Source organism: Spirosoma sp. 48-14 (assembly GCF_001898575.1).
In the GTDB taxonomy this organism is placed as follows: Bacteria; Bacteroidota; Bacteroidia; order Cytophagales; family Spirosomataceae; genus Spirosoma.
Window position 1 is genome coordinate 316015 of record NZ_MKUD01000045.1, and the last position, 18111, is coordinate 334125.

Consider the following 18111-nt stretch of genomic DNA (forward strand, 5'->3'; position numbering starts at 1 on the left):
CCTTCATCTGCTTACGCTATTTTTTCATGAAACACCTCTTTTACTGGCCACTCACACTTCTTACGGCATCGGCGCTTGCCCAATCAGCGCCCAAAGCGTCGGGAACGCCGGAGCTTCCGCAACTCACCGTCGAAACCATTATGCAGGACCCTAAAAATTGGGTCGGCACATCCCCTTCCAATCCATTCTGGTCCGAAGACTCGCAGACACTTTACTTTAACTGGAACCCTGAAAAAGCAAAAAGTGATTCGCTCTACAAGGTAACGTTCACACCAACCACCAAAGGCAAAGTACTGACAGCCTCAAAACCTGTAAAGGTTAGCCCAGCCGAGCGTCGGGCGCTGCCCACGCCACCTGTAGCCGCCTACAACCGGGCGTATACCCAACGACTGTTCGAACGGCAGGGCGATTTGTATGTACTCGACGTAAAAACGGGTGCCATCCGGCAACTGACGAATACGGTTGAGGTCGAAAATGATCCGAACTTTTCAGGAGACGAACAACGGGCGGTCTTCCGTCGTAGCAACAACCTCTTCAGCATCGATCTGAAAACGGGCCAACTGGACCAGCTAACCGACTTCCGGCCCGGCTCGAAAAAACCCGACCCCAAACCTACCGACGAAGAGAAATTTCTGAAACAGGACGCGTTACGACTTTCGACAGTGCTGACGGAACGAAAGGAGAAGAAGGACGAAGGCGAACGGATCAGCAAAGCCGACCGTCCTAAACGCCCGAAGGAGATTTACCTGGAAGAACGACAATTACTCAGCCCGCAACTCAGCCCCGATGGACGGTTTATTACGTATCGGCTTTCCAAAAGTGCGTCGAATGCTAAAACCGCTCAGGTTCCTAATTACGTGACCGAATCGGGCTACACCGAAGAAATTGCGGCTCGTACCAAAGTAGGGGCTCCAGCCGCTACGCAGGAGTTTTTTGTTTACGACCGCATAAAAGATACCATACGAACTGTCAGCCTGAAAGCGATTCCCGGAATTTATGACCAACCCGCCTATCTGAAAACGACGGCAAAATCCAAAGCCGATACCAGCAGGAAAATACGCCCAGTAACCATGACTAGTGTGCTTTGGTCGGATGATGGCAAACTGGCTGTAGTAACCGCCCGGTCGTTTGATAATAAAGATCGCTGGATCATGCGGCTCGACTTGGAAACCCAGAAACTCACCGTTCTGGATCGGCAGCACGACGATGCCTGGATTGGCGGTCCGGGTATTCAGGGCTTCGGCCCATCGGCTGGTAACATGAACTTTCTGGCCGACAATCAAACGATCTGGTTCCAGTCGGAAGCAGACGGCTATTCGCACATCTACACGGTTAATATACTGACGGGCGAGAAAAAGCAACTGACATCGGGAAAGTTTGAAGTACAGCAGGTGCAGTTATCGAAAGACAAAAAATACTTTTTCCTGCAAACCAACGAAGTCCATCCTGGCGAACAGCATTATTACCGGATGGCCGTTACGGGTGGTGAACGGGTAAAACTCACCACTATGCCGGGAGCCAACGACGTAACCCTGGCCCCTAATGAAACCCGGATGGCCATTCGCTACTCGTCGAGCAATCAGCCCTGGGAGCTTTACGTAACCGATATCAAGGCTGATGTAAAAAAGGGAGATATTGGGAAAGACGCGCTCAAACTGACCGACTCCCCTACCGCCGATTTCAAAAAATATCCCTGGCGCGAACCGGCACTGGTAACCATTCCCGCCCGCGATGGCCAAACGATTTATGCCCGACTATATAAACCGACAAAGCCGAGTGGGAAAGCGGTTGTGTTTGTACATGGCGCAGGGTATTTACAGAATGCGCATAAATGGTGGAGCCAGTATTTCCGCGAATACATGTTCCATAACTTACTCACTGACAAGGGGTATACGGTACTGGATATTGACTATCGGGCCAGCGCTGGCTACGGTCGTGACTGGCGAACGGGCATCTATCGGCACATGGGTGGTAAGGATTTAGATGACCATGTCGATGCAGCCAAATGGCTGGTGCAGAACCATGGTGTGGATGCGAACCGAATTGGGATTTATGGCGGATCGTATGGCGGGTTTATTACGCTGATGGCGATGTTTACCACACCCGATGTGTTCAAAGCCGGTGCCGCGCTCCGTCCCGTAACCGACTGGGCGGCCTATAACCACGGGTATACGGCTAACATCCTGAATGAACCCCAATCAGATTCGCTTTCGTATCGCCTGTCGTCGCCCATTAATTTTGCCGAAGGGCTGAAAAACTACCTGCTCATCTGCCACGGTATGGTCGATGTAAACGTTCATTTTCAGGACACTGTCCGGCTCATTCAGCGACTAATCGAGCTTCGAAAAGAGAATTGGGAAGTAGCCGCTTATCCTGTCGAAGATCACGGTTTTGTGGAGCCTACCAGTTGGATGGACGAATACAAGCGTATTCTGAAATTGTTCGAAGAGCGATTATAAATTGAACCCATAGACGCAGAGCGCACAGAGGAAATATAAATTTTCTGTGCGCTCTGCGTCTATGGGTTAAATACTTATTTCATCATCCGTTCCAGCATTTTTTTTCCGTTCTGATTATCAGGATTGAGGGCAACGGATTTCTGGTACATGCTGATGGCTTCTTCTTTTTTCCCGTTCTTCAACAGCGCTTCTCCGAGACTATCGTAGGCATTCCAGCTATCAGGGTATTGGTTTACGATGAGTTTAAATACTGCCAGCGCTTCCTTCGGTTTTCCCTGACCATTCAGGAGTCGATAACCCCAATCGTTCAGATCGTTCTCGGTTGGCTGAAAACCCGCATTTGTTCGTTTCAGCTCGGCAAAGGTGGCTGGTGCCTGATCGAAGCCCCGTTTCTCCAGTTGCATACGCAAAGCCGTAATCGGATCCGACAAAGGGATTGCCGGATTAAAGAAACCAGCCAGTTCATCCACAAACTCCTCGGGATACGAGCCTGCCAGATTCGTCAAAACCACAATGGCCAGATCATCATCGGGATACACGCACATAGCCGAACGTCCTCCTCCTGTAATCAGAACAGCATCATGCTTAGGCCGTGGCTTCACCGTCCAGCCAAGCGCCCACTGAGTAGGGTTTCCGTTATTGTAAGAACCTGGCGTCCAGAGCGTTTTTAAGGCTTCTTTTGTTTTCAGCAATTTGCCCTGTTGCAATACTATAATCCAGCGGGCCATATCTTCGGCAGTACTGTTCATACCCGAAGCGGTTCGGCGCATGGGCGGGAATTCCGCATAATTGGTAATCAGTTTTTCTTCGCCCAGCGATTTACCGTCCAGACTAGTCACATACCGATACGATTGCACCATACCCGGAATAACATCGCGTGAATCACCAAAAACAGTACCAGGCATATCGGCTACATCGAACTGACGTTCTTTGAATACCTGGGCAAAGGGTTTGCCCCGAAATTTGTCAATAATTTTACCAAGCAGCAGATAGTTGGTTTGATTGTAGCTAAACTGCGTTCCGGTTGGAAAATCCATCGGGAAGGTCTGAATTTTAGCAAAAGCCGCTTCTTCTGTGCCAACGCCTTCCAGCCCATATGTGCCGGGATTGAGTAGTCGGTTGATGTCGGGCAGACCCGAAACGTGGGTCAATAGCTGACGAATCGTGACGGGTCGCCAGGATTGAGGAAGGCTATCCAGATACCGGGATACCGGGGCCGAAAGGTCTATTTTCCCTTCTTCCACAAGTTGCATGATCGCCACACCTGTAAACGCTTTGGTACAGGAGTTGATCGGGAAAATACTTCGATTAGTAACAGGTACGTCATCCTGCACATTCGCCATACCATACGACTTCGACAGCACCAGCTTCCCATGCTGAACCACCGCTGCCTGTAGCCCGGTTATCCGACGTTCGCTTAGTTTTTTCCGCAGAAAGGCATCGACCTCACTGGGTGTTTTGGATGTTCTTTCCTTCGCTGGCCCCTGCTGACCGAAGGTCTGTGCATAAACCAATACAATTAAATAAGCTGCCCATACAGCCCATGTCTGCTTCCTTTGTACGTGCATAAACGTTCCGTTTCGCTGGAAACTTCAACGAGTCGCGAAGGTTACAGCGAAACGGAAACCCTGGGAACAGGCTTATTTTTTAAAGGCCAGTGCTTTTACCGGCTGAATCCGGTTAATGATAAATGTCGGGAACCAGAGCACCAGTGCAATCAGCAAGATGGTTCCGCCATTCAAGGCCAGAATAGTCGGCCAGTCCCACACAATGGGCACGTAATTCATGAAGTAATTTTTAGGGTCGAGTGGAATCAGTTTGAAGCGGTCCTGTAGGTAGCAAAGCCCCAACCCGACTACGTTGCCGATTAGCAGCCCCCAGCTAACCATGTTGAGCCCAACAAATACAAACATGCGTCGTATGAGCGGATTAGCGGCTCCCAGCGCTTTCAACAGACCAATCATAGGTGTTCGCTCCATCATCAGCACCAGCAACACCGAAATCATATTGAACGAAGCAATGAACGTAATCAGGCTCAGCAGAATAACCATATTTCGGTCGAGCAGAAGCATCCAGTCGAACAAGGGTCGGTATTGGTCGGTTACGCGCGTCAGGCGCATATCGGGCGACAGGGCTTGAAAAACGTTGGCGGCCGTCTGGTCGAGTCGGGCAAAATCATTAACAAAGATCTCGTAACTACCCACGGAATCGGGTCCCCAGCGATTCAGCCGCTGAATGAGCCGGATATCACCCAGGGCAATGGTTTTATCGACTTCTTCCAAGCCGGTATCATAAATACCAACTACAGTCATTTTTCGGGCACGGGGCGCATTGCCCAGAAAATACAACGGCACACTTTCGCCCACACTTACGCCCAGTTGGTTGGCCATGTACTGACTCAGCAACAGTTGAGTTGATCCGGAACCGGTATCGGCCCCAACAACGGGTATCTTTCCAGCGACCAGCGATCCCTGAAACAGATTCCAGTCGTAATCCCGACCTACGCCTTTCAGAATCACCCCACTCAACTCCTCTTTAGTTTTGAGGATACCCGCCTTCAGCGCTACCGCCTGAATATGCCGAACACCCGGAATTTTCGTACTGTCGTCGTACAGCCTGGAGCGTAGAGGCAGGGCCGTTTCTTCGTACGACATATTATTGGTGAATTTACTCACGCCCAGATGCGCCCCAAACAGAAAAATCTTCTGCTGAATCGTATGTTTAAACCCATAAAGGACCGCAAAGGCTACAATCAGAATGGCTAACCCCAGCGCAATACTGCCAATGCCGATTCGAGTAACCGTAGCCGAAAAACTGCCCTCGGGCGCGTGGCGAACCTTACGGGCTAAAAAAACAGGGACGTTCAAGTTGAGTGGTTCGCCGTTTGTCGATAATTGTTCATTGTAGGTCGTATAAAAAAGATGTTTTTAGCCGTGAATCCTACCGATAAACTGACTACTATTGACTAGCGACTGTTATTTTGTTCTACAACGTAAAAGTAAGAGTTTTACAGTGATTAACTGGCCAATGATTACAATCGATACGACACATCAGCCAATTTGGACAACGAATCGACTACGTACCCATACTCTATCTCTGCTATTGGTGCTGTCTATGTTGGGGGCACTGACCACGTATGCTCAATCGGTAACCCGAATCGACAGCCTGCCCGCAGATGGATTGTCGCTCGTGAAGGGCTGGCGCTGGCATACCGGCGATAACCCGGCCTGGGCTAATACCTCGTTCGATGACAGCCGATGGGATACCATCCGGCCAGGACGTCCGATAACGCGCCTGGACAACGTCAAAAACCATCCTCTTGGCTGGCTGCGCTATACCTTCACGCTTAATACAGATACGCTGCCTGTTTCTCTGGCAGCTACGCTCAATCAGGCCGGGGCTTCGGACATCTATATAGACGGGTCACGATGGCAACAACTGGGGCGTGTCGGGTCAACCTATCAGACTCAGCGGTCTTATACGCCATCCGATCATGCGATCTACCTTCTGCCCCCCTTAGCTCCCGGTCGTCATGTACTGGCTGTACGGCTTTCGCAGCTATCGCCCCCCTGGTATTCGCCTAAGTTCCTTTATTTTACCCTGCCTGTTTTCCGAATTACGTTGTTCGAAGCGCAGCACCTGGCCACGAGTCAGTTTAACCGACTGTATACCCAGGCGCTTGGCAATTACCTGCTGGTCGGTATCTTCTTCATGCTGGCGGTTATCCACTTTCTTTATTATTACTACCGCCGAAAGCGGGTCAATCTGGTATTCGGGCTAACCATGCTTTCAGGGGCCTTCTGCATTACACTAGTCGAATTGCTGGGCCTCATCACTGATCCATCAATTGGCGAATGGCTTATTGTAAGCCAGGGCTTACTCGTATCCCTCTTTATGCTGATGCTCCTGATCACCTATTACGTCTACCTGGATCAGCCCTTACCCTGGTTTTTAGTCATTGAGGGTATTTTGCTGATTACCCCCCGGTGTATAATGTCCTTATCGTCATCCTGGCAAGTCGCCAGCATTTTATCCATTCTGGCCATTACTGGGCTATTTGCCGATGGCATACGGGTCAGCATCAATGCCATTCGGGCCAAACAAATAAATGCCCGGTTCATGCTCAGTAGTATTCTTGTCATGCTGGTCATCCTGCTGCTGGGTGGCTTTATAAGCTGGTGGTTATCGATCCACTTCCCAGCTTATAATGCAATTTTGTCAGCCATGACGAATCTGCTTTTCTTCCTGACACTACCGATCACATTTGCTATCATACTAGCCCGTGAACATGCCCAGACGAACAAAACGCTGGAAGAACGACTGGTACAGGTGCAACAGCTATCTGCCGAAAAAGAAAATATTCTGACCCAGCAAAACGAAACCCTCGAACAACAGGTGACCCAGCGCACATCTGAACTGACGCAATCGTTGACCGAACTTCGCGAGACACAGCAACAGCTAATTCAACGCGAAAAAATGGCTAGCCTGGGCGAGCTTACAGCGGGTATAGCCCACGAAATACAAAACCCTCTCAACTTCGTCAATAACTTTGCCGAGGTATCGGGCGAGTTACTGGTCGAACTTCGGGACGAACAACAAAAAGGGGCGAACCGCGACCTGACACTGGAAGAAGAACTGCTGGACGATCTGACGGGTAATCTGCAAAAGATTCGGCAACACGGTAGTCGGGCAGCAAGTATTATCAAAGGCATGCTGGGTCATGCCCGCACCAGTACTGGTCAGCGGGAGCCAACCGACCTGAATACCCTCTGTAACGAATACCTTCGGTTGGCCTATCATGGCCTCCTGGCAACAGACAAGCAGTTTAACGCCCAACTGGAAACTCATTTCGACCCCAATCTGAAAGAGGTAACTGTAGTGCCTCAGGATATGGGACGCGTACTACTCAATTTATTCAGCAATGCGTTCCATGCCGTTCGCGAAAAAGCGACTAAGGCTACTGGAGCATACCAGCCAACCGTCGTTGTACGTACGTATCAGGAAGATACTGGGATCAGAATCACAATTCATGACAATGGTACGGGCATCCCCGATCAGGTCCGGGCTAAAGTATTCAATCCTTTTTTTACGACCAAACCTACCGGGCAGGGAACTGGCTTAGGCTTATCACTCAGTTACGACATCGTCACCAAAGGGCATGCTGGCTCGCTAACCTTCGATACGGTCCCCGACCAGGGAACAACATTTACCATTTGGCTACCCATCAAACAGTAGCTGGCCGGTTAGTAGCTCCAAGAGCCGCAGACGTTCTAAACATCCTATTTCACGGTGTCGGTTATTAGTAACCGACACCACCGCCAAACCATAGTGCCGCCACTACAGTGTCTAAAGCCTTAATCGCTTTTTGTGGTGAAAATTGAGTTGGTCAAACGAAAAATGCTCTAACTTTGCATTTTAGAGACCAATTCATGGCCACCGAACAAATTCTGATTCTGGATTTTGGTTCGCAATACACCCAACTCATTGCCCGCCGGGTGCGCGAACTGAACGTTTACTGCGAAATCCATCCGTATAATCACATTCCCACAATCACGGCTGACGTCAAGGGCATTATTCTTTCAGGTAGTCCATCATCCGTTCGTGATATCGATGCACCTGAAGTTCATCTGGCAGCTTTTCGGCATAAACTCCCCATTTTAGGGGTATGCTATGGTGCTCAGTTACTGGCGCATACCAGCGGGGGCGAAGTACAGCCTTCTTCCATTCGCGAATATGGTCGGGCCAAACTCGGTACAGTCGATACCGAAAGTCCACTGCTAAAAGGTATTGACCAGCATTCGCAGGTCTGGATGTCGCATGCCGACACCATCACCAGCGTTCCCGATAATTTCACCATCATTGCTTCAACCGATACCGTTCGGGTAGCGGCTTTCCATATTGAGGGCGAGCCTACGTACGGGATTCAGTTCCACCCCGAAGTGACGCACTCGTTACAGGGCAAAACCTTGCTTCACAACTTTGTTGTCGACATTTGCGGCTGTGCCCAGAACTGGACATCTGAGTCGTTTGTCGAAAGTACAGTAGCCCAGCTAAAGCAAAAGCTAGGGAACGACAAAGTCGTGCTGGGCCTGTCGGGTGGAGTTGACTCGTCGGTTGCCGCCATGCTGATTCACCAGGCTATTGGCAGCAATCTCTACTGTATTTTTGTCGATAACGGTGTACTGCGGAAAGACGAATTCGAAACGGTACTCGAATCGTACAAAACGCTGGGGCTTAACGTGAAAGGCGTCGATGCCAAAGACCGATTCTATACCGCGCTGGAGGGCCTGACCGACCCCGAAGCCAAGCGGAAAGCCATTGGCAAAACCTTTATTGATGTATTTGACCATGAAGCGCACCTGATTGAAGGGGTTTCGTGGCTGGGACAAGGGACTATTTACCCGGACGTGATCGAATCCGTATCCGTAAAAGGTCCTTCGGCTACCATCAAATCGCACCATAATGTGGGCGGCCTCCCCGATTTCATGAAGCTCAAAGTCGTGGAACCGTTAAATACCCTTTTCAAAGACGAAGTGCGGTCCGTTGGTCGAACACTCGGTCTACCCGATTTCATTCTTGGGCGCCACCCATTCCCCGGACCAGGGTTGGCGATACGGATTCTGGGTGATATCACACCTGAAAAAGTAGCGATTCTGCAACAGGTCGATGCCCTGTTCATCGACGGTCTGAAGCGCGAAGGGCTGTACGACAAGGTATGGCAGGCGGGTGCGATTCTGCTGCCAGTTCAATCGGTTGGGGTTATGGGCGATGAGCGTACGTACGAGCGTGTCGTTGCCCTACGGGCTGTAACCTCTGTCGATGGAATGACCGCCGACTGGGCGCATCTGCCTTACGAATTTCTGGCCGATATATCGAACGAAATCATTAACCGGGTAAAGGGGGTTAACCGTGTGGTGTATGATATTTCCTCCAAACCGCCTGCAACCATCGAGTGGGAATAAATGGACTAAACCGCCAGGACGCTAAGGCGCAAAGAATAAATGAATGTTTTTTTGTCTCCTGGCGTCCCTGCTGGTTGGTATCCGGTTCATAATTAACATTTCTCGCAAACGCCCGACTTACTGATCGGGCGTTTTATTTTAGAAAAAATGCATACTTTCGCCCGCAATTCTAACCTTTTGTTTCTGTATGAAAACCTTACAAATGACTCGGGTTCTGGCCCTCACGCTAGCCGGTGTATGTATGACTATGATCAGCTTCGCACAAGGCGACAAAGCCAGCCGCCCCAGCCCTCCCGCTACCGCCAGCGGCAAAATTGGAGGAGCAACAATTACCATCAACTATGGCAGCCCATCGGTGAAAGGAAGAAATGTGTGGGACCCCGCTGGAACGCTGGCCCCATATGGTAAAGTATGGCGGGCCGGTGCCAACGAAGCCACCATCTTCGAAACCGATAAAGACATCAAAGTAGAAGGTAAAACCTTAGCTGCCGGCAAATACAGCCTGTTTGCCACGCCAGGCGAAAAAGAGTGGAAAATTATTTTCAACTCACAAACCGGACAATGGGGCATCAAACGGGGTGGTGAAGCCAACCGCGACCCAGCCAACGACGTGCTGACGGTAGACGTTAAGCCCAAGAAAACGGCCATGACCGAAAAACTGGTCTATGAGGTAAATGGCAAGGGGGTTGATCTGAAATGGGATACCGTCGATGTTCCCATCTCGATCAAATAACCCTATTACTGACCTACATGCAGAAAGGACCTGAACAGTTGTTCAGGTCCTTTCTGCATGTAGGTCGATACACGTTCGGCTTTTAGTCAATTTTCAGCGCTTCCTGAGCCCGATCGATTCCTTCTTCGGCTGAGTTAGCAGCCCTGTCGACGGTGTTGTTGAACGCTCTTTTTGCCTGGCCTGCTTTAGCCTGTCCATCCTCTTTGTATTTGTCGAATATCTGTTCAGCCTCGTTGGCGTACTGATTGGCAGAATTGCTTGCTTTCCCAACCACTCGGTCGACCTGAGATTTTACCTGATCAACACCATCTTCCCATTGACGTTGTAAATCGTCCATTCCCTGCGATAGTTTTTCGCGTGTTTCTTTTCCGCTGCGGGGGGCTGTCAGATAACCAATGGCCAGACCTGCTAATACTCCTCTTAGAAAGCTCATATTCGTGTTTGTTTTCAGTTTTGATTAACGATTGGTGATTCTTTTAAAAAAAGTATGCCATTTCATCTACCTGACCCCTAACCAACTGGCTATCAATAACAAATTTCTTTTTCCGCAGGTACAGGCATCCCTAATTACATAAGTTATGAGTATTTTTTTCTACAGGATAGGGCAAACAAAGGGCCACTAGTTTCCTAGTGGCCCGGCAATAAAAGAGAGATATATGCCTGAAAATCGGTCTGACTGCTGCGGTAGTGCTTACCGATTCTCAGCGATGACCTCCCGAATGTCGCTAATGATCTTACCAGCCAGGTAGTCGGCCGTGGCTAGCGTATCTGATTCGGAGTAAATTCGGATAATAGGCTCTGTGTTGGATTTACGCAAGTGTACCCACTCTTTATTAAACTCGATTTTCACCCCATCGATAGTATTGATCGGATTTCGGGCATATTTGGCCTGGATGCGATCAAGGACAGCATCGACGTTTATATCGGGGGTAAGCTCAATCTTATTTTTCGAGATATAATAATTGGGATACGTCCGCCGGAGAATAGAGGCCAGTTTACCCGACTTGGCCAGATGGGTCAGGAACAGCGCAACCCCTACCAGTGCATCACGGCCATAATGGAGGTCTGGGTAAATAATGCCCCCATTGCCTTCGCCCCCAATTACAGCGTCTTTTTCTTTCATCATGTCTACCACGTTCACCTCTCCAACAGCCGATGCAAAATGCTGCCCACTATATTTCTGAGTGACATCCCGCAAAGCGATTGTACTCGACATATTCGACACGGTATTGCTCGACCGGGGGCTTCCTGCTGGATTATTTTTCAGGACATAATCTGCAACGGCTACCAGCGTATATTCTTCGCCAAAGGGGGAACCATCTTCGCAAATCAGGGCCAACCGATCAACATCGGGGTCGACAACAATGCCGAGATCTGCTTTACCTTTCTGCATTTCCTTGATGATATCCCGGAGATTCTCTGGTAATGGTTCAGGATTATGGGCAAAATTTCCGGTTGGTTCGCAGTGCAGTTTGGTCACCTGTTCGACACCCAAAGCTTCCAGCAACATCGGAACGGCCAGACCACCCGTTGAGTTAACGGCATCCACCACAATACGGAAGTTCCGGGCGGCAATCGCTTCCTTATCGACTAACGGTAAAGCCAGAATCTGATCGATATGTTTCTGAAGCCAGGTCGAATCGGCCCGGTACTGGCCTAACTTTCGTACCTCGGCAAAATCGAACGACTCAGCTTCGGCAATGGCTAAGACCTCGGCTCCGTCCTGTGCCGAAATAAACTCACCGGCTTCATTGAGTAGTTTAAGGGCGTTCCACTGAATGGGGTTATGGCTGGCGGTTAAGATAATACCTCCCGAAGCCACTTCGCCAGGTACCGCCAGTTCGACAGTGGGTGTCGTAGATAGGCCCAGGTCAATTACGTTAAGTCCAAGTCCCTGCAAGGTAGCAGCCACCAATTTAGAAATCATTTCGCCCGACAGCCGACCATCCCGGCCAATGACCACCGTCTGACGGTCGGGGTTACGCTGTCGCAGCCACTGCCCAAAGGCGGCTGTAAATTTAACTACATCTAAAGGTGTCAGGCCTTCTCCACTTTGTCCTCCAATCGTTCCTCGAATGCCGGAAATAGACTTTATTAATGCCACGTGACGGGTTGGATAATTGTTTTGGTTAAATTGTAAAAATAGTTGATCGTGGTCAGTCGTCGATTACTTACCATTACTTATTTAATAGTAAGTTGTCAATTTCCGATAAAGAGCCGGGTTTAGTAGTAACCACGTACCTGTATAAACGAAAGACCCTACGTGACTAGTTTAGATGAATGTCAATTCTGATCGTAAAGTAGAATTAGCCCGTCCCATAAACGTACCGCTGATTGGCGCTGCCAGCTCGGGTTTGGCCGTTGATGTCAGAAAAACATGCCGATTCACAACCAGTGTGCCTTCGGTCGGGTCGAAACCACGCCAGCCTGCTCCGGGCAGATATGCTTCAGCCCAGGCATGAAGCTGATGCTCCTGCTGAGGGTTTCCCAGCAGATAGCCACTTACAAAGCGGGAAGCTATTCCTAAACTCCGGCAGGCTGCCATAAACAGGGTCGTATAATCACGACAGGAGCCCTTCCGTTGGCGCAGCGTTTGTTCGGGTGGTAATGGCAGACCTTCTTCACGAACTTCATAGGTAAATTTCCAGATCGTCTGATTAAGCGCCATCAAAAACGCTGTGGTCTGCCAGTTGGCCTGCGCTGCTAATTCTCTGGCCCAGCTTTCGACCTGCTCTGTTACACCCAGTTTGTCCAGGTACGGACGCAGTAATTCGTCTTCTGCTTTAGGGTACTGGAAAGGAACCTGCTGGGTATCAAAGGGGAACAATACAAAATCGAACGAGTTGAATTCGTCGGATTCCAGTTCCATTTCAACAGTTACCCGCAAATGTGAGGTCAAATGACTGAAGTACACGACCTGCTGTACATTACCTTCTACATCCACATTACGGACAATGCGTGCTGGTTCGGGATCAATCTGCAAGGTGTACGCTAGTAGCCGCTGATATGGATACATACGCGGATACAGGTACAGCGTTTGTGGTCCTAATGCCACAGGTGCATCGTATGTATACTCAGATTCGTGCCGGACGTGCAGACGCATGGGAATGTATATAGGGTGTATGACGTATCATGTATGATTCTGACGGAGAAAATTTACAGCCTATATCCTACAATTAACCTCATACATTTTTTACGGCGCGAACTTTTTCAAAGATGGGGTCCATCCAGTAGGAAGGCAGTTTCCGGACGGAGTTGCTCAGCAGGGCGCTCCACTGGTGTGATATTTCGTCCATATCTTCCTTATCGAGCCGGTATTCCGTCATGTGGAAGCTGTTTTTAGGATAGATCACCACATCGAGCGGATAATCGACATCGTTGGCACTAACCCGCGTGGCATCGAAAGCCAGAAAGCCAATTTTAAGCGCATCCTGCATGCTGGACTCATACGACAGGTTTCGGAATAACAACGGCTTGCCATAGCCCGAATTGCCAATAATTTTAAACGGCGATCCCTGATCTACCTCTACCCAGTTACCCTCGGGATACAGCAAGAACAACTTGTGTTCGGTGTCATCTTCAAGTTGGCCACCCACAATAGCATTCAGATTGAAATTCAGCCCGTTAGCAATAATCGACGCTTTATCCTCCTGGGCTACGCGTTTCACCTGCTCACCGAATGCATTAACGGCTTTGTAGAGTTTATTGAATGACCTATCCTGTTCAGTAAGCACTTCACTAAAATAGGTAATGGCTTTATCACGGACAGATCGTAGCCCCGAAGTCATGATAAACAGGGAGTGATTCTCAACTTCATGAACTGAGATTTTTCGGTTCGAGGACACTTCCGTACCCGAAGTCAATCGTCTGTCGGCAATAGCAACCAGGCCCGACGCCACCTTAACACCTAAGCAATACGTCATTCTATACAGTGGGAAAAGCAAATCGTAAACCCGACAAATATACAGGTTACCCTAATTTTTGTTCGATTTACAGGTCGGTTTTTCTTCAAAAAGAAGGTAGGATGTCGACAGGCGCTCTTGTTTCACCAGATTCGGCAGATGTACTCAGCTTTACATTTTAGGTTCCCGCCTGTTATAGCCAGCAACTACTAACCCCATACCCATGTATCTATAGCCGAAGCGTGGACAATTATTGGCCGAACTTCAAAGGGTTTTTGGGAAAAAAGGTTTGTTTTTGGGAAACGTTTGTGTTACTTTGGCAAGCGAAGGTGATATTCCCTTTGCCCATTTTGCAATGAACTTTGACGACGAAGACGACGACGATAGCTTTCTGGATTGGGATGGCTTCGATGAGGATTATGACCCGGAAGAGGCTCGTGCCGAAATGGAAGCAGAGAACCGACGCATCAAGAATCTGCCTATTCTGCGGAAAGCCAACGAATTGATGGAACTCACACAGGCTATTGTGGAAACCATCAACAAGGAGGACGATGTGCTGATGATGCATGAACAGATGCTGGCCAATGCAATGATGCTGGCCCCCAAAATTGTTGGAGCCGAAGGGGGCGATTTATACACCCTTCGTATGGAAAATGCCGTCATCATCAAAATGCATGCCCGCGAACTGTTGGCGCAAACATCTTACTGCAAAGCTGAAAAGCTAGCGGCAACCGCTTATTTGAACCTGCTTCGGGACGAAATTGAACAGTTTCGCATCCTCTTTGTAGAATGGGTGAATAGTTTCGATAAGGACAATGATGCCCCAGATGATTGGGGACTCTTTTACTAACGCTTGTTGAGAACGTAAACCTCCTAGTCAGACACGCCCAGCTTCGTGACATATAGTCTCGCCTGGAAGCTTCCACAGGATAAATTGCTGTTGATCCCATCTGAATACTGATCCCACAATATAGGTTTCGTAACTGAACAAACTATCTTTGTTTGTGAGGCTATGATACCTAATTATGATCTATTCTATACGCCCTTTTTCTTCGTTTCCAGTACACCCCAGTCGATTGATCCTATGTATGCTCATAGGACTTATTTTCTGGTCCCCTGCCTGGGCCAATGATCTGACCACTGCCAATGCCCCGACCGATCTGGTCGTGACGGTAAGCGGAACGGCATCCGTTTGCGCTGGCACCAGTACAACCCTCACCGCGTCAGGCTGTCCAACAGCAGGTACCGTTCGCTGGTCAACAACGCAAACGGGAGCTAGTATCGTTGTTGCTCCTCAACAGACAACTTCCTATACGGCCATTTGTCAGGTAGCAGGCTCAGGTAGTACCACCGCCGTAACCACAACTACTGCCGTAGGAACCGTTCGGGTTTACCGCCCTATCGTCATTTCATTTGACTACCGCCCCCCCTCCTGCAATAACCTGCTGGACGGTGGTATCGTGATCAATGGAAGCGGTGGCGTTGGTTTGCTACAGTATCAACTTGGCGATTTCCCTTTCCAGACGTTCAATGCCTTTGGCCCCTTCAAAGCAGGTACTTATCCGGTTGTGGTAAAAGATTCGGCTGGCTGTATGCTAAAAACAACCGCAGAATTACCGCAGCCTCCTCCCTTAACGGCAAACGTCATGGTCGCCAATGCTAAATGTGTGGGCAGTCGGGATGGTCAATTGGTGGCAGTAGCATCAGGGGGCGTCGGCGATTATCGCTACGCACTTCAGGGAACTCCCCCACAGGAAAGTAATGCCTTCTATGGACTTAAAGCTGATTCTACGTACACGTTGATCGTATCGGATAAAAATAACTGTGTCTTATACAAACCTGTTTATATTGGCCAGCCTACTCCTTTTTCCATCAAACTGACGCCCGCACCAACACGCTGCACGGGCTCGATCGATGGAAGCATCAGCGTTTCGGCAACAGGAGGCTTATCGCCTTATCAATATCAACTTGGCACTGGAACCTTCCAATCGGGCACTCAATTTACAGGGCTAGCAGCTACCAGCTATGATATAACGGTAATGGATGCGAACGGCTGTAAGGGCAAACAAAGTGTATCTGTTCCGCAACCAGCGCCCCTCGTTCTTAAAGCAACAGCACGACCTGTTCTGTGTTCAGGTCCCAACACTGGAGCCATTGCTATAACACCGTCTGGTGGAACCGGAACCGTTCTTTATCAGGCCACCAGTAGTTCTACCCCTCAGAATACCAGTGTCCTGACGGGGCTTGCAACTGGCGTCTACACTGTAGTAGGCACCGACGCGAATGGCTGCACGGGTATCGTATCTGTAACAATTGGCAACATTACACCCGTAAAAATACAGGCTACGCCCATACCCGCTACATGTTGCACCTGCCCAACGGGGGGGGTTAAACTAGCAGCTACAGGTGGAACAGGTACAGGGCTGCGTTTTCAGATACTTGGGCAGGCCTTACAAACCAGTAGCCAGATTAATAACCTGACCCCCAGCCCGTATCGGGTTCGGGTAGTCGACGATGGTGGATGTAGTGACACCACAACAGCTATTGTCACGGATGGAGGAGCCCTGACTCTATCGACAGGTACGTTAAAAAATGTAAGTTGTCCGGGTTTACGCAATGGCGAAGCGACCGTGCAGGTGGCCGGTGGAGCCAAACCGTTTACGTATTTCTGGACAACAGAACGCCTGGACACATTAAAGCCCTACACAGCTACCCAGATCAATTTACCGGAAGGGACCTACACGGTCAGCGTTCGGGACAGCAATCGCTGTACAACCTCTACCTTGTTTGTCACAATAAAAGCACAGAATCCGACACCTGCTAAACCAATTATCAGTTCGGTATCCAATAGCAGTCTGGTTGTCAATCAAACGAGTGGCATCCAATGGTATTTGCAAACGGGAACGAATTCGGCAACTGCCATTTCGAATGCAACCAGTGCTACGCTGGTCCCCTACGCAAGTGGCCTGTATACGGTAATTGTAACGATCAATGGCTGTGCTTCTCCCCCATCTGATGCATTAAACTTTGTGCTGACGGCCCTGGATGAGCCTACTGCCAATTTAACGGTACGAATAGTGCCGAATCCTGTGGTTGACATCCTGCGTCTGGAGATTGAGCAGTTGGAACGATCGGCTATTCAGATTCACCTGCTCGATGCAGCAGGACGAGCGATTCGAATGTATCAGATACCGGCTTTCAGCGGTAAAAAACTGGTTGAGTGGCCCATTGATGGTATAGCCACGGGTACATACCTGCTAAAAGCAACGACCGAATCACGCCAGTCGTTAATGCGGGTAGCTGTAGAATGAAATGGCCCACAAACGCATCGTCAGGCTAATAGGGAGGGATTTAACAAGCGAGCCGCCGAGATTATCTCGGCGGCTCGTCGTTTCTATTTCTCAATTAAAGTGGGACTCGTCCATCGCTGTGCTACATTCAGCGTATAGTCGACAAAGGCCCGCACGGTTCGCTGATAGACCTCATGCCCAATAAAATAGCCGTGTTCGTCCAGATTGATCGCCGTTTCGTGCGACTCGTACAACTTGGGCGATACAATCGAATAGCTGTTGGTAAAGCTGATAATTTTGTTCACCACGGTAGTCATATCCAGCGCAGGCTGTCGGCCACCGCGTCCGTTCGAAACGCCCACCATGGCAAACACCTTATTATCGAATAAGTGCTTGAAAGCAGGGCCACCCAACTGATGAATCGTGTTGGTTGCCTGTGGCGGAGCGGTCCAGTTATACTCAGGCATGGCAAAAATCACCAAGTCGGCATCCTCCCAGTTGCTGATGAGTTTCTCCTGAAATGGTGTCAGTTCATCTTTTTTGACTACACCCTGCCCCACAAATGGGATGTCGTATTCCTCAAAATCTATAATCGAAACCTCGTGGTCACCTTCTTCGGCCAACAGATGGCGAAGGTAGGTCACAAAGCGCAACGAATTACTGTTCTTGCGCGACGAGGTGGCTATAAGCGCAATTTTCATCGTAGTGAGCTAATTCAATTCGTCTAGAGAACCCCGACACTGTTGCTTTAGTTCGTACTCTTTT

The 18111-nt window shown here is 49.5% G+C and carries 13 protein-coding genes; 6 read left to right on the forward strand and 7 right to left on the reverse strand.

Features of this window, described 5'->3' with window-relative positions:
* Positions 1–26: 26 nt before the first annotated feature.
* Positions 27–2459 (forward strand): prolyl oligopeptidase family serine peptidase, encoded by a 2433-nt coding sequence (locus tag BGO59_RS23585; protein ID WP_293687345.1) that lies wholly within the window; start codon positions 27–29, stop codon positions 2457–2459.
* A gap of 74 nt (positions 2460–2533) precedes the next feature.
* On the opposite strand, the gene BGO59_RS23590 is transcribed toward BGO59_RS23585, so the two are convergent.
* The gene (locus BGO59_RS23590) at positions 2534–4027 is read right to left on the reverse strand and encodes a serine hydrolase (RefSeq protein WP_293687346.1); all 1494 of its coding nucleotides are present in this window, start codon (positions 4025–4027) and stop codon (positions 2534–2536) included.
* A gap of 72 nt (positions 4028–4099) precedes the next feature.
* Positions 4100–5326, reverse strand: a complete 1227-nt coding sequence (locus tag BGO59_RS23595) for an FtsX-like permease family protein (RefSeq protein ID WP_293687348.1) — start codon at positions 5324–5326, stop codon at positions 4100–4102.
* A 160-nt stretch (positions 5327–5486) separates the two neighbouring features.
* Here BGO59_RS23595 and BGO59_RS23600 point away from each other — a divergent pair, with 160 nt between their 5' ends.
* The 3 genes from BGO59_RS23600 to BGO59_RS23610 all read left to right on the forward strand — a co-directional run bounded on the left by BGO59_RS23600 (position 5487) and on the right by BGO59_RS23610 (position 10154).
* Positions 5487–7694: an ATP-binding protein gene (locus BGO59_RS23600; RefSeq protein ID WP_293687350.1), complete on the forward strand. Its 2208-nt coding sequence runs from the start codon at positions 5487–5489 to the stop codon at positions 7692–7694.
* A 194-nt stretch (positions 7695–7888) separates the two neighbouring features.
* Positions 7889–9421 carry a glutamine-hydrolyzing GMP synthase gene (gene guaA / locus BGO59_RS23605; protein WP_293687352.1) on the forward strand — a complete coding sequence of 511 codons (1533 nt, stop codon included), beginning with the start codon at positions 7889–7891 and terminating at the stop codon, positions 9419–9421.
* 187 nt (positions 9422–9608) lie between these two features.
* Positions 9609–10154, forward strand: a complete 546-nt coding sequence (locus BGO59_RS23610; protein WP_293687354.1) for a DUF2911 domain-containing protein — start codon at positions 9609–9611, stop codon at positions 10152–10154.
* An 82-nt stretch (positions 10155–10236) separates the two neighbouring features.
* Here the strand turns inward: BGO59_RS23610 and BGO59_RS23615 are convergent, their stop codons facing one another.
* The 4 genes from BGO59_RS23615 to BGO59_RS23630 form a co-directional block, all read right to left on the reverse strand.
* A complete protein-coding gene (locus tag BGO59_RS23615; protein WP_293687355.1) occupies positions 10237–10587 on the reverse strand; it encodes a YtxH domain-containing protein in 351 nt (116 codons plus the stop codon).
* Between the two features lie 258 nt (positions 10588–10845).
* A complete protein-coding gene (gene glmM / locus BGO59_RS23620) occupies positions 10846–12258 on the reverse strand; it encodes a phosphoglucosamine mutase (protein ID WP_293687357.1) in 1413 nt (470 codons plus the stop codon).
* Between the two features lie 168 nt (positions 12259–12426).
* Positions 12427–13257, reverse strand: a complete 831-nt coding sequence (locus tag BGO59_RS23625) for a transglutaminase family protein (protein ID WP_293687359.1) — start codon at positions 13255–13257, stop codon at positions 12427–12429.
* 79 nt (positions 13258–13336) lie between these two features.
* A complete protein-coding gene (locus BGO59_RS23630; protein ID WP_026262289.1) occupies positions 13337–14077 on the reverse strand; it encodes a peptidase in 741 nt (246 codons plus the stop codon).
* Positions 14078–14411: 334 nt separating this feature from the next.
* On the opposite strand from BGO59_RS23630, the gene BGO59_RS23635 reads away from it, so the two are divergent.
* Both BGO59_RS23635 and BGO59_RS23640 read left to right on the forward strand, forming a co-directional pair.
* The gene (locus BGO59_RS23635) at positions 14412–14906 is read left to right on the forward strand and encodes a hypothetical protein (protein ID WP_026262290.1); all 495 of its coding nucleotides are present in this window, start codon (positions 14412–14414) and stop codon (positions 14904–14906) included.
* Between the two features lie 238 nt (positions 14907–15144).
* Positions 15145–17367, forward strand: coding sequence for a hypothetical protein (locus BGO59_RS23640; protein ID WP_293687361.1), 2223 nt, complete (start codon positions 15145–15147; stop codon positions 17365–17367).
* 83 nt (positions 17368–17450) lie between these two features.
* Here the strand turns inward: BGO59_RS23640 and BGO59_RS23645 are convergent, their stop codons facing one another.
* A complete protein-coding gene (locus BGO59_RS23645) occupies positions 17451–18047 on the reverse strand; it encodes an NAD(P)H-dependent oxidoreductase (protein WP_293687363.1) in 597 nt (198 codons plus the stop codon).
* Positions 18048–18111 lie beyond the last annotated feature (64 nt).

Excerpts from the sequence above, each read along its gene's own strand:
- BGO59_RS23585 (WP_293687345.1), top strand. The coding sequence starts at position 27 with ATGAAACACCTCTTTTACTGGCCACTCACACTTCTTACGGCATCGGCG.
- BGO59_RS23590 (WP_293687346.1), bottom strand. The coding sequence starts at position 4,027 with ATGCACGTACAAAGGAAGCAGACATGGGCTGTATGGGCAGCTTATTTA.
- BGO59_RS23600 (WP_293687350.1), top strand. The coding sequence starts at position 5,487 with ATGATTACAATCGATACGACACATCAGCCAATTTGGACAACGAATCGA.
- guaA (WP_293687352.1), top strand. The coding sequence starts at position 7,889 with ATGGCCACCGAACAAATTCTGATTCTGGATTTTGGTTCGCAATACACC.
- BGO59_RS23610 (WP_293687354.1), top strand. The coding sequence starts at position 9,609 with ATGAAAACCTTACAAATGACTCGGGTTCTGGCCCTCACGCTAGCCGGT.
- BGO59_RS23615 (WP_293687355.1), bottom strand. The coding sequence starts at position 10,587 with ATGAGCTTTCTAAGAGGAGTATTAGCAGGTCTGGCCATTGGTTATCTG.
- BGO59_RS23625 (WP_293687359.1), bottom strand. The coding sequence starts at position 13,257 with ATGCGTCTGCACGTCCGGCACGAATCTGAGTATACATACGATGCACCT.
- BGO59_RS23630 (WP_026262289.1), bottom strand. The coding sequence starts at position 14,077 with ATGACGTATTGCTTAGGTGTTAAGGTGGCGTCGGGCCTGGTTGCTATT.
- BGO59_RS23635 (WP_026262290.1), top strand. The coding sequence starts at position 14,412 with ATGAACTTTGACGACGAAGACGACGACGATAGCTTTCTGGATTGGGAT.
- BGO59_RS23640 (WP_293687361.1), top strand. The coding sequence starts at position 15,145 with ATGCTCATAGGACTTATTTTCTGGTCCCCTGCCTGGGCCAATGATCTG.
- BGO59_RS23645 (WP_293687363.1), bottom strand. The coding sequence starts at position 18,047 with ATGAAAATTGCGCTTATAGCCACCTCGTCGCGCAAGAACAGTAATTCG.